A 12,967-nucleotide genomic window follows, 5' to 3' on the forward strand; every position below is an offset into this window, starting at 1 on the left:
AAGGTCACATCACCCTACTCCACCTCGCAACCTGTTCATAATCCACTGGCGTGTCCACGTCCCAGTGAATCCCCAGAGTATCAACCGGGATCACCTTGGTTTCCAGTTGGCGCATCACGTCCTTCATCGTCGTACCATTCGGTGCATTCTTTATCAGCTTAATCGCCGGATAAGGCAACAGTACGGGATGTCCCTTGCCGTGATCATAACCAGGGATAAGGCAGGTGCCGTGCTCGGGCCTGCACCACAACGCGTGGTAGACGTCGGGGGTGACTTCCGGCATGTCGCCCAGAGCGAGGAAAAAGCGCCGGGAGGTGATCGCTGCCACACCACGTTTCACCGAGGAGAACATACCCGCTTCAAAATCGGCATTGTGGACGATATCGATCCGCGGGTGATCCTGGTAGTAGGCTTTCAGTTCGTCGCCGCGAAATCCGGTGACCAGCACCACGCGATCACAGAAAGAGAGTGCGCTCGCCAGGGCACTGTCAAGAATGGTTCCTCCCCCCCAGGGCATCACCATCTTCCATTTCCCCATCCGGCTTGAGAGCCCCGCGGCTAATACTACGCATTGCTTGGATTGATTTTTGTACATTCCGTTGTCCTCGCCAGAATAGGCAAAAACGCCCCTCATGACGAAGGGGCGTGGATTGTTGCTTAGACCTTAAGAATTGCCTTGATAGAGGTAATGATCGGCTGATACCCGGTACAGCGGCAGAGATTACCCTCCAGCGCCTCCTTCAGCTCGTCATCGCTTGGCTGAGGATTCCTGTCCAACAGCGCTTTGGTACTCATTAGCACCCCCGGCGTACAGAAGCCGCACTGTACGCCGCCGTGACGGATAAAGGCATTTTGCAACTTTTTACCTACCGGATCGTGGTGCAGCGCTTCAACAGTGGTCACCTCCGCGCCATTGCACTGTGCCGCCAGCAGCAGGCAGGAGCAGACGGATTTACCGTCCATAACCACGGTGCAGGCACCGCATTCACCGACTGAACAGCCCTCTTTCGTGCCCGTTAGCTTGAGATCTTCGCGCAGTAAGTCAATCAGGCGCAGGTTGTCTTCTACATCGCGGGCAATGCGGATGCCATTCACTTTTAGCTCAATGTGGTTCATGGTCATTGCTCCTTATTTCTTCTGCTCTGTCATGACTTCTTCCAGCATCTGCCGGAACATGTCGATAAATACCGGGATTTTGTACGGCGCCGACCAACGACCGCCGATGGCTTTTTCGATCATGCCATTCAGCACCTGAGACGCACTATTGATAGTCTCCGCATTCAGCGGCTTGCCAGTCAGTTCCTGCTCAACCTCCAGCAGACGCTGCGGCTTGCTCATCAGGGCACCATCCACCAAGCGGCAAAGGCGGATAATGCCCTTATCGACGAGAAATTGGCCGGTGAGGCTCTGGCGCGTGATGTTCAGCGCGTTGCGGCGACCAAGCTGCAAGTAGCGATTGATCAACGGCTGCTGCATAGGCGCCGGCAAGATAAAGCGCGTGACCAACTCATCAGATTCCAGTCCGGTGCGGTAACCGTTAATGACAAATTCGTTGAGTGGTATCTGGCGGCTACCGCGTAGGCTTCTCAACTCCACTTCTGCATCGTAGATAATCAACGGTGGCATCGAGTCAGCGCACGGCGCGGCGTTGACGATGTTGCCGCCGAGGGTGGCACGGTTGCGAAGTTGAAGCGAACCGATGGTTTTACAGGCGGTAACCAACAATGGATAGCGCTGCTGAATCAGCGGATGGCTGACCAGATCGGTGAAACAGACACCCGCACCGATGGAAACACCGCCGTCTACGTCGAATATTTCATTCAATTCCGGCAGACCGGCAATATTGATTAGCGGCACGTCGCCGGACTGCATCCGAGCCTGCACCAGAACGTCGGTGCCTCCCGCAATGGGCATGGCCCCCTGTTCTGCCATCAGGGTCAACGCCTGTTTTAAACTCTGTGGCAGGGTCAGCGACAGCGTGTTAAGGCGATGCACCTGTTTTTTACCCCCGGACTCGAGCATCTGTTCGCTCTGGCGCTCCGGCTTCTTGAGGTTGTAGCCGAGACGCACCTGCTCCAGAGTCAGCGGCAGAGTACGGTTGTGGCGCTCGATGGCGAAGCTAACCGCGTTATTAAGCGCGGCAGCGCCCAGTTCCAGCACCGGTTCGCCGATGACTTTCGCTCCCATCGGACCGGCTTTGTCGTAATTCTCCACCGCAATAATATCAATGTGCGGCATATCCTTGATGGTCGGCAGCAGATAGGTATCGAAGTTCTCTGACTTGACCACACCCTGTTCGGTGTTGAAATCCTCCAGCATACCGTAACCAATCATCCCCTGTAGCACACCACCGTAGACCTGACCGGTGAAGCCTACCGGGTTTATCACTTTACCCACGTCGTGCGTTGCGACCACGTTGTTAACGGTCACCTTACCGGTACGCATATCCACGGCCACGTCGGCAACCTGACAACCATAAACCCAAGTGAAGTACGGGCTGCCGCAACCTTTTTCTTCGTCCCAGTGGATGCTTGGCGCAACGTGCCAGCCATAGGAAGAAAGGTTCGCCCCGGTGGCTTTGGTCATATCGCACACCTGTTGGAAGCTGAGGCTCAACCCCGGGTTATGGCGGTTAAATACCTTACCGTTCTGCCAGAGGATATCGTCGATCCCGTCGACTTTTAGGGTTTCTTTAATGGCGTCTGCCATGCGCTTTTTGATTTTGTCGGCTGCGCTGAGAATAGCCTTGCCACCCATTAGCGTACCGCGAGACGCCACCGTGGAGCCGCCGTCGGCAATCATGGCGGTGGCAGGCTCAGTGAACATCACGTGCTCAAGCTCAATGCCAAAAGCTTCCGCCGCCAGCATCGACATGGTGGTCTGCAGCCCCTGCCCGTTCTCAGAAACCGAGGTGGAGATATTGACGCTGGCATCGGCATTGACCTGAATCAGCGCCGAAGAGGCGTCCAGACCTTCCGCTCCGAGGGAGCAGCCGCGATGACTCAGGGCGAAGCCGATACCATAACGAATTGGGCCGCCCTGGGCGTTGAGCTGCTTATAGTGTTCCCGTTTAGCAACGTACTCGGCCTTGAGCAGCGATTTTTCGAGCACTTCCTGGGCCGATACGGTGTGATCGTTGAATACCTGTCCGGCCATGCTGGTGTCGCCCTGCTTGAGGATATTACGCAGACGAAACTCAACCGGTGACAGGCCCATCAGCTCGGCAACCTCATCCATAAGCGATTCGTTGGCGAAGATAACTTGCGGAGCACCGTAGCCACGGTAGGCTGAGGTGTAATTGTTATTGGTGTAGACGCCAACCAGATCAACACGCACGTTAGGAATGTTGTAAGGGCCTGCTGCCTGCACGGAGCTGCGCCAGGTAACGAACACCGTTTGGCCACAGTAGCTGCCGCCGTCTGCAATAATATCGATCTTAATCGCCTGAATACGTGCCTGATCATCGAGGCCAATCCGGTACTTCATCTTGTACGGGTGACGCTTGTAGCTTTCGCGCATCGACTGCTCACGGTTGTATGAGATCTTCACCGGACGTCCGGTGAGATGCACCAGCAGTGCCGCGCGGCAGGAGACGTTATCAATAATGTCATCTTTACCGCCGAAGGAACCGCCAAGCACCGAGCGTTTGATGTTCACTTTTGATTGAGGAAGCTTGAGGTATTTGGCGATTACCGCGCGGGTGCGATGCGCGTTTTGGATAGACCCCTCGATAGTCATGATCTGCTCGTTACTATCCAGATAGGCAGTAATGGATTCCGGCTCGATGTAGCCGTGCTCCTGGAAGCCAACCTCGTATTCGCGCTCGAAGACATGGGCAGAGGCCGCGAAACCAGCGTCTATATCACCCTTTACGGTGTGGTGTCGATTGATGACATTGCTGTCGAGCTCGCTGTGAATCAGGCGGGCATCTGGCTTCAACGCCTCTTCCGGCGAGGTTATTGGTTCCCAGGGGGTATAGGCGATTTTGATCTTGTCTACCGCAATGCAAGCGGCTTCATAGGTTTGTGCGGCAACCACGGCAACCACGTCGCCCCGATAGGCTATTTCGTTGTCGATAATTGGCGGATGGTCGGGCACGATCGCCCCTAATTTGCGTTGCCCGGGAATATCATTCCAGGTGGCAATACGTACGACGCCAGGGACTTTTTCTGCTTCCGACAGGTCCAGAGAGTCAATCCGTCCGGCGGGAATATCGACATAGCGACAGGCGCCATACAGCATATTGTTCATTTTAATGTCATCGCCGTAGATGGCTTTACCTGTCACCTTGGCGAGGCCATCTACGCGGGGCACTTCATTGCCGACAAGCAATGTATCCATGTTATTCAGTCTCCACTCGCAAAGAAAGATGCCTGAATAAAGCAATGGCTATGCCACCTGTCTCGAAAAGCATATTGAGTCATTGGATATGTGAGGTAAATCCAAAAATGGTGGGGGTGTGGTGGAATAAATCGGCGGGGATAGCAGCGAGAATTATCATAAAGAGAATCGGCGTATCACTATGATTATCCGCATCAGAAAGTGCGAAGGCAGAAGTTCTGAAGGGGATTTACTCCCCGACCAGCGCATATTTCTTAATTTTGCGATAGAGCGTGGCGATACCGATGCCCAGCTCCTCTGCTGCCTGCTTCTTGTTACTGTAGCGCGATAGCGCGTCGCGGATCATCTGCCGCTCCATCTTCTCCAGCGCTGTCACGCTGTCGTCCTGTGAGGCAACCGCTACTGCCGCGCAGGACGGTGCTTGCTCCGCCATCTCACTGTTGCAGACCAGGTTTGGCGGCAACAGCGATATATCGACGATATCCCCTGACGGCACCACATTGACCAAATACTCCATCAAATTGCTCAGCTCACGGATGTTGCCCGGCCAGCGATAGTGCTTGAGGAAATCGATCACATCCTGTGCCACGCCAGGATAAACCAGATCCAGCCGGCGGGTATGCAGATGCAGGAAGTAGTGGATCAGAAGCTCGATATCCTCCTGCCGCTCGCGCAGCGGTGGCAGACGCAACGGAATGACGTTGAGGCGATAATAGAGATCTTCGCGAAATTTTCTCTCGGCAATATACTGGTCAAGGTTCTGGTTGGTGGCGGAGATAATACGTATATTCACCGACACCGTATGGCTGGCCCCCACCGGCTGGATCTCCCGCGATTCGATAGCCCGTAGCAGCTTGGCCTGCAAGGTCAGCGGCATATCACCAATTTCATCAAGAAACAGCGTCCCGTTATTGGCCGCCTGAATCAGACCGGTTTTACCGTTGGCCGATGCGCCGGTAAACGCACCTTTAACGTAGCCAAACAATTCGCTCTCCAGTAATTGCTCGGGGATCGCCGCACAATTAATGGCAATAAAAGGCTTAGCCTGGCGGTCGCTGAGCTTGTGGATAGCCCGGGCTACAACCTCTTTACCCGTGCCGCTTTCGCCAACAATCATCACGCTGGAGGGGCTTGGGGCAATGCGGCGAATCAGCTTCTTCAACTGGCGCATCGGGCGGCATTCCCCCACCATCGCTTCGATCTGCGGTCCCTCCTGGCCGCTGGTGAAATCGGCAGATGAGTGAGACTGGTGGAAGGCCATCAGAAACAACTTGTGATCCTGCACCGCGTGCAACTGGCCGATGATCAACTCCTTACGATCGTCAAAGGCGATGATGTGTTGCATGTGACCGTGCTTGAAATTATCTTCGAAGGTCAGTGGCTGGAAGTTGAGGGTTTTACCTATTAAGCTTCCCTGATTGATGCCCATTATCTTCAGCGCCGTGTGGTTGGCGAATTTCACATTCTGGTCGCTACCAATCACTAGCACACCCTGATCCATATTTTCAATCATGGTTAAAAATATCTTCTGGATATTATCGCTACCGGACTGGTCATGCAAAAATCGGGAGACAAATATGGATGAAACGTGGCGGACGTAATCGGAGAATTCCTGAGTATTTTCGTTTATACGCTCCTGCTGCTCGCGTGTTAGTGCAACCAGGCTGACAACGCCGACGCACTGGTCATGATATATAACAGGTGTGCCGATAAATGCCTTTTCGTCGCATTTATCTTTCGTGCTGCAACCTTTACATAAGGGATCAAAGCGGGAGTGGGTAACAACTTTTTCTTTTTTTGTTTCAATTATGTAGCTAAGAAGTCGCGAATTTGTACTTAATTTCTGCCCAAGTGATTTATTGAACGTGCCAGTGCCCGCGACTCGATACAGTGCGCTATCAACTATCTCAACTTCCAGCTGAAGCACGCTAGAGAGCATCCTGGCAAACTTTTGAATCGTAGGTTGAACCTGCATCAAAATGGAAGGGGTCGTGGACGGTATCATAATCGGCCTTTTAATATTGCTCACCTGAAGCACTACAAGTGCAAGACGGTATATTTATTCGTTTGCAGAATTATACTCCCTCGCCTTCTTACAATATTGATATAGATAATGCTACTTATCTCCTTTGTCTAAAATATGCAATACCTATCACACTTTCCTATCAGTATGATAAAAATACCTCGCGATTTATCATATTGGTGTGATATCCGAACGTTTTTTGTGGCATGAATTTAATGAATTGATGAAAAATATGCCGCAGATAAAATGTCTATTTAAAATTTTCCTCTCTGAACCGATTAAATTCGTGATAGGCCTCGCATAATTATCCTCATTTAAACTTCACCGCCGTCCTTGTCGGGGATCTGGCACGCTTATTGTTAGTGATAATACAGCGCTGGCAGTCACTCATTCGGAAACATTGCATATTCGACCGCACAGCAATCATTAAGCCCGTCATTCACGACCAGGATTAAAGCATGAAAACTGTTAACGAACTGATTAAGGATATCAACAAACTCAACTCTCACCTCAGCGAGAAAGACTTTCTGTTGACCTGGGAGCAATCGCCGGACGAACTGAAACAGGTGCTGGATGTTGCTGCCGCACTGAAGACGCTACGCGCTGAAAATATCGCCACCAACGTGTTTAACAATGGGCTGGGCATCTCCGTTTTCCGCGACAACTCTACCCGTACTCGCTTCTCCTATGCCTCCGCACTGAACCTGTTAGGCCTGGCTCAGCAGGATCTGGATGAGGGAAAATCGCAAATCGCCCACGGAGAAACTGTCCGTGAAACCGCCAACATGATCTCCTTTTGCGCTGACGCGATCGGTATCCGCGATGACATGTTCCTGGGAGCGGGCAACGCTTATATGCGCGAAGTCGGCGAAGCGTTGGATGATGGCTACAAGCATGGCGTGTTGCCGCAGCGTCCGGCGCTGATCAACTTGCAATGCGATATCGACCATCCAACCCAGTCGATGGCTGATCTGGCCTGGCTACGCGAACACTTCGGCTCGCTGGAGAACCTGAAAGGCAAAAAAATCGCCATGACCTGGGCCTACTCTCCGAGTTATGGCAAGCCGCTCTCCGTGCCTCAAGGCATTATCGGCCTGATGACGCGCTTCGGCATGGACGTCACCCTTGCCCATCCGGAAGGCTACGACCTGATCCCTGATGTTATCGAGGTGGCGAAAAACAACGCCAAAGCCTCCGGTGGTAGCTTCCGGCAGGTCACCAGCATGGAAGAGGCCTTCAAAGACGCCGACATCGTCTATCCAAAATCCTGGGCGCCGTACAAAGTGATGGAAAAACGCACCGACCTGCTGCGCGCTAACGATCACGACGGCCTGAAGGCGCTGGAGAAAGCCTGTCTTGAGCAAAATGCCAAACACAAAAACTGGCACTGCACCGAAGAGATGATGAAGCACACCCGCGACAGCGAAGCGCTGTACATGCACTGCCTGCCAGCGGATATCACTGGTGTCTCCTGTAAAGAAGGTGAAGTCACCGAAGCCGTCTTCGAGAAATACCGTATCCCGACCTACAAAGAGGCTAGCTGGAAGCCGTACATCATCGCCGCGATGATCGTCTGCCGCAAATATTCGAACCCGGGCCAGGTGCTGGAGCAACTGCTTTCGGAAGCGCAGAAACGTATCAAATAATCGCCGGCTGGCCTGCGGGTCAGCCCACTATTTTGCCCTTAAAGGATAAGGATCGAGTATGTCTGCTTTCTCACTGAAAATGGATATTGCCGATAATCGTTTTTTCAACGGGGAGACATCGCCGCTGTTTTCACGCCAGCAGGCGCAACAGGCACGCCTCTTTCACCGAAAAATTAACGGTTATAAGCCTACGCCTCTGGTGGCGTTGAATGAACTGGCAGCCCTGTTTGGTGTGCAAAAAATTCTGGTTAAAGACGAATCTCAACGCTTTGGCCTTAACGCATTCAAAATGCTGGGTGGCTCCTACGCCATCGCCCAGTTGCTTTGTGAAAAATACCGTCTTGATATCAACGGTCTCTCCTTCGAAGAATTGAAATCAAGCATCAAAGAGAAAATGACCTTTGCCACCACCACCGATGGCAACCACGGTCGAGGTGTGGCGTGGGCAGCCCAGCAACTGGGGCAGAATGCTGTCATCTATATGCCTAAGGGTTCCGCGCAAGAGCGTGTTGACGCGATTTTGCACCTCGGAGCCGAGTGCATTGTCACCGATATGAACTACGACGATACCGTGCGCTTCACTATGCAAACCGCAGCCAAAAACGGCTGGGAAGTGGTGCAAGACACCGCCTGGGAAGGCTACACCAAAATCCCAACCTGGATAATGCAGGGTTACGCCACCCTCGCTGACGAAGCGGTTGAACAGATAGCCTTAATGGGTATCTCGCGTCCAACACACGTGCTGCTCCAGGGGGGCGTGGGAGCCATGGCTGGCGGTGTGTTGAGCTATCTGGCCGACGCTTACGGCGCGAAGAACCTGCACTCTATCATTGTCGAGCCGGAATTGGCGGACTGCCTCTATCGCTCCGGGGTTAAAGGCCAGATTGTCAACGTCAGAGGTGATATGCCCACCATTATGGCAGGCCTTGCCTGCGGTGAACCGAACCCATTGGGCTGGGAAGTGCTGCGTAACTGCGCCACACAGTTTGTTTCTTGTCAGGATGCCGTCGCCGCGCTGGGTATGCGGGTGCTGGGGAATCCGCTAGGCCACGACCCGCGCATCCTATCGGGTGAATCCGGAGCCGTCGGTCTTGGCCTTCTGGCCGCCGTTCACTTTAATCCACAGCGTGAAACGCTGATGCACAAGCTGAAACTGGACAGTAACGCCGTCGTGCTGGTGATTAGCACTGAAGGTGATACCGACGTTAAGCACTATCGCGAAGTGGTCTGGGAAGGCAAACACCCAGCAGTTCAGTAACAACAAACCTGTCAAATTCCGCCCGCTGGACGGGAAATCACTATTCAGAACCGGAGAGCACATTCATGGCTAAGCAAATTCCGTTCAAAGAAATTGTAGAAAAAGCACAGCAGTATGAGAAAGAGATGACCCGTTTCCTGCGCGATATGATCGCCATCCCGAGCGAAAGCTGTGATGAGAAGCGTGTCGTACATCGCATCAAGGAAGAGATGCAGAAAGTCGGCTTTGATAAAGTCGAAGTCGACCCGATGGGCAACGTGCTGGGCTACATCGGCCACGGTCCGCGTCTGGTGGCGATGGATGCTCATATTGATACCGTGGGCGTCGGCAATATCAAAAACTGGAACTTTGATCCGTACGAAGGTATGGAGACCGATGAACTGATCGGTGGGCGCGGCGCGTCTGATCAGGAAGGTGGAATGGCCTCGATGGTGTACGCCGGTAAAATCATCAAGGACTTGGGCCTGGAAGATGAATACACCCTGCTGGTGACCGGTACCGTTCAGGAAGAAGACTGCGATGGTCTGTGCTGGCAGTACATTATTGAGCAGTCCGGTATTCGCCCCGAGTTCGTGGTCAGCACCGAACCGACCGACTGCCAGATCTATCGCGGCCAGCGTGGACGTATGGAGATCCGCGTCGAAGTACAGGGCATTAGCTGCCACGGCTCGGCACCAGAGCGCGGCGACAACGCCATCTTCAAAATGGCACCGGTATTGACCGAGCTAGAGCAACTCTCTCAGAAACTTGGATATGATAAGTTCCTTGGAAAAGGCACCCTGACAGTGTCGGAAATTTTCTTCACCTCCCCAAGCCGCTGCGCGGTCGCGGACAGCTGCGCCGTCTCCATTGACCGCCGTCTGACCTGGGGCGAAACCTGGGAAGGTGCTCTGGAAGAGATCCGCGCCCTGCCTGCGGTGCAGAAAGCAAACGCCGTTGTCTCAATGTACAACTACGAGCGTCCATCATGGACTGGTCTGGTCTACCCGACCGAATGCTACTTCCCGACCTGGAAAGTCGAAGAGAACCACTTCACCGTTCGCGCCCTTAGCAACGCCTATGAAGGCTTATTCGGAAAAGCGCCGGTGGTAGATAAGTGGACCTTCTCTACTAACGGTGTCTCCATCATGGGCCGTCACGGTATTCCGGTTATCGGCTTTGGTCCGGGTAAAGAGCCGGAAGCCCACGCGCCAAATGAGAAAACCTGGAAACCCCATCTGGTGACGTGCGCCGCGATGTATGCGGCCATTCCGCTGAGTTGGCTGGCCACGGAGTAATCGTTCGTCCTGTCTCCCGCCGCGCCCTGCGGCGGGATGTTGAGGTTCCTATGCGCGTACTGATTAAGAATGGCCTCGTCGTCAATGCCGATGGAGTGGTGAAGCAGGACCTACTGATCGAAGATGGCCTCGTCAAACATCTTGCCGACGTCATTGAGGCGGAACAACCCTGCGAAATTATTGATGCCGAAGATTGTTATGTGATGCCCGGCGGTGTCGATGTCCACACCCACTTCAACATTGATGCTGGCCTTGCCCGCAGCTGCGATGATTTCTTTACCGGAACCCGGGCCGCAGCTTGCGGCGGCACCACCACTATCGTTGACCATATGGGGTTTGGTCCTGCGGGCTGTCACCTGCGCCACCAGTTTGACGTCTACCGTGGCTACGCCGCCTATAAAGCAGTGATCGACTACAGTTTTCACGGCGTGATTCAACACGTCAATCACGGCATTCTCGACGAGATCCCTATGCTGGTAGAGGCCGGGATCAGCAGCTTCAAGCTCTACCTGACCTACCAGTACAAACTGAACGATGATGAGGTGCTACTGGCCATGCGTCACCTGCAGCGCGCGGGGGCGCTGACCACCGTGCATCCAGAAAATGATGCCGCCATCGCCCAGCGTCGGGCAGAGTTTGTCGGCGCCGGGAAGACCGCTCCGCGCTATCACGCCCTGAGCCGCCCGCTGGAATGCGAGGCTGAGGCCATCGCCAGGATGATTAATCTGGCCCAGTTGGCAGGCAATGCCCCTCTCTATATCGTGCACCTCTCCAACGCGCTGGGGCTGGAGTATCTGCGTCTCGCCAGAGCGCGACAGCAACCGGTCTGGGTGGAAACCTGTCCTCAGTACCTGCTACTCGATGACCGTTGCTATGAGCGCGAAGATGCCCTCAACTACCTGCTTAGCCCTCCCCTGCGCAACGCCAGCAACAACGACGCGCTATGGTGTGGTATTCACGACGGTTCCATCGACACGGTCGCCACCGACCACTGCACCTTCTCATCGGTGCAGCGCAGGCAGATTTCCGGAGGCGACTTCAGCCGCTGTCCGAATGGCCTGCCGGGAGTGGAAAACCGCCTGCTGCTGCTGTTCTCCCACGGCGTGATGAGCGGGCGCATCACACCTGAACGCTTCGTGGCGCTTACCAGTGCCAATCCTGCGAAACTGTTTGGTTTGTGGCCGCAGAAGGGGCTGCTGGCCCCCGGTGCCGATGCCGATGTGGTCATTATTGACCCGAACCGCACCACCACCATCCACCATGAGATGCTGCACGACAACGCCGACTATTCGCCCTATGAGGGTTTTATCTGCCAGGGAGCCATTCGACAGACGCTCTCCCACGGCAAGGTCATTTTTGACAACGGCGTCTTTACCGGCAGCGCCGGTCAGGGCCGCTTCTTACGTCGTAACCGCTTTTCTACCGCTCACCTGCCCGTCAGCGGGCCAGAGAGTTAATGAGAGGAAATTATGAGTAAAAAAATTGTTCTCGCCCTCGGCGGGAATGCGCTGGGTGACGATCTCGCCGGCCAGATGCAAGCAGTCAAACAGACCGCCCAGGCGATCGTCGATCTCATCGCCCAGGGCCACCAGGTGGTGGTCACCCACGGCAACGGCCCGCAGGTGGGGATGATCAACCTCGCTTTTGAAGCGGCGGCGAAAACCGAAGCCCATACGCCGATGCTGCCGATGTCGGTCTGCGTAGCCCTCAGCCAGGGCTATATCGGCTACGACCTGCAGAATGCCCTGCGTGAGGAGCTGCTGTCGCGCCAGCTGGATATTCCTGTGGCGACGCTGATAACCCAGGTGGAAGTCGATGCCAACGATGAAGCCTTTCTCAATCCGACCAAGCCCATCGGCTCATTCTTCACTAAAGAGGAGGCCGAGAAGCTGACCCAAAACGGCTACACCCTGCGAGAAGACGCTGGACGCGGCTACCGTCGCGTTGTCGCCTCACCGAAACCGGTCGACATCATCGAGAAAAAAACAGTGAAGGAGTTGATGGATGCCTGCCACGTGGTGATCACTGCTGGCGGCGGGGGTATCCCGGTGATCCGCGAGGGCAACCACCTGCGAGGTGCCAGTGCAGTTATCGACAAGGACTGGGCCAGCGCCAAACTCGCGGAGATGATTGACGCTGACTTGCTGATTATCCTCACCGCCGTGGAAAAAGTTGCCATCAACTTCGGCAAAGCCAACGAGCAGTGGCTGGACAAAATATCCCTAAGCGATGCCGAGCATTTTATCGAGGAAGGCCACTTCGCCGAAGGTTCGATGCTGCCGAAAGTTGAAGCCGCCACCTCCTTCGCCCGCTCCCGTCCGGGCCGCAAGGCGCTGATTACGGTGTTGAGCAAAGCCAAAGAGGGTATTGAAGGGAAAACGGGCACTATCATTAGCCAGTAAAGCGGAAGCCGGGTTCGTCT

The 12,967-nt window shown here is 54.4% G+C and carries 9 protein-coding genes; 5 read left to right on the forward strand and 4 right to left on the reverse strand.

Features of this window, described 5'->3' with window-relative positions:
• Nucleotides 1-4: 4 nt before the first annotated feature.
• The 4 genes from ACG0Z5_RS01295 to ACG0Z5_RS01310 form a co-directional block, all read right to left on the reverse strand.
• The gene (locus ACG0Z5_RS01295; protein WP_394444943.1) at nt 5-595 is read right to left on the reverse strand and encodes an NTP transferase domain-containing protein; all 591 of its coding nucleotides are present in this window, start codon (nt 593-595) and stop codon (nt 5-7) included.
• A 62-nt stretch (nt 596-657) separates the two neighbouring features.
• Entirely contained in the window at nt 658-1,116 is a 459-nt protein-coding gene (locus ACG0Z5_RS01300) for a (2Fe-2S)-binding protein (RefSeq protein WP_394444944.1), read from the reverse strand.
• A gap of 12 nt (nt 1,117-1,128) precedes the next feature.
• Entirely contained in the window at nt 1,129-4,341 is a 3,213-nt protein-coding gene (locus tag ACG0Z5_RS01305; protein WP_394444945.1) for a molybdopterin cofactor-binding domain-containing protein, read from the reverse strand.
• 229 nt (nt 4,342-4,570) lie between these two features.
• On the reverse strand, nt 4,571-6,346 hold the full coding sequence (locus ACG0Z5_RS01310; RefSeq protein WP_394445064.1) for a sigma 54-interacting transcriptional regulator: 1,776 nt from the start codon (nt 6,344-6,346) through the stop codon (nt 4,571-4,573).
• A 476-nt stretch (nt 6,347-6,822) separates the two neighbouring features.
• Here ACG0Z5_RS01310 and ygeW point away from each other — a divergent pair, with 476 nt between their 5' ends.
• From ygeW to arcC, 5 genes are all read left to right on the forward strand, one after another.
• Complete coding sequence (gene ygeW, locus ACG0Z5_RS01315) at nt 6,823-8,010, forward strand: knotted carbamoyltransferase YgeW (RefSeq protein ID WP_394444946.1); 1,188 nt, start codon at nt 6,823-6,825, stop codon at nt 8,008-8,010.
• A 58-nt stretch (nt 8,011-8,068) separates the two neighbouring features.
• Nucleotides 8,069-9,268 carry a diaminopropionate ammonia-lyase gene (gene dpaL / locus ACG0Z5_RS01320; RefSeq protein ID WP_394444947.1) on the forward strand — a complete coding sequence of 400 codons (1,200 nt, stop codon included), beginning with the start codon at nt 8,069-8,071 and terminating at the stop codon, nt 9,266-9,268.
• A 65-nt stretch (nt 9,269-9,333) separates the two neighbouring features.
• Nucleotides 9,334-10,545: a YgeY family selenium metabolism-linked hydrolase gene (locus tag ACG0Z5_RS01325; protein ID WP_394444948.1), complete on the forward strand. Its 1,212-nt coding sequence runs from the start codon at nt 9,334-9,336 to the stop codon at nt 10,543-10,545.
• Nucleotides 10,546-10,595: 50 nt separating this feature from the next.
• The gene (hydA, locus tag ACG0Z5_RS01330; RefSeq protein ID WP_394444949.1) at nt 10,596-12,002 is read left to right on the forward strand and encodes a dihydropyrimidinase; all 1,407 of its coding nucleotides are present in this window, start codon (nt 10,596-10,598) and stop codon (nt 12,000-12,002) included.
• Between the two features lie 12 nt (nt 12,003-12,014).
• Nucleotides 12,015-12,947, forward strand: coding sequence for a carbamate kinase (gene arcC / locus ACG0Z5_RS01335; RefSeq protein ID WP_394444950.1), 933 nt, complete (start codon nt 12,015-12,017; stop codon nt 12,945-12,947).
• Nucleotides 12,948-12,967 lie beyond the last annotated feature (20 nt).

The sequence above is a fragment of the Scandinavium sp. M-37 genome, from assembly GCF_043558715.1.
GTDB lineage: Bacteria > Pseudomonadota > Gammaproteobacteria > Enterobacterales > Enterobacteriaceae > Scandinavium > Scandinavium vulneris_A.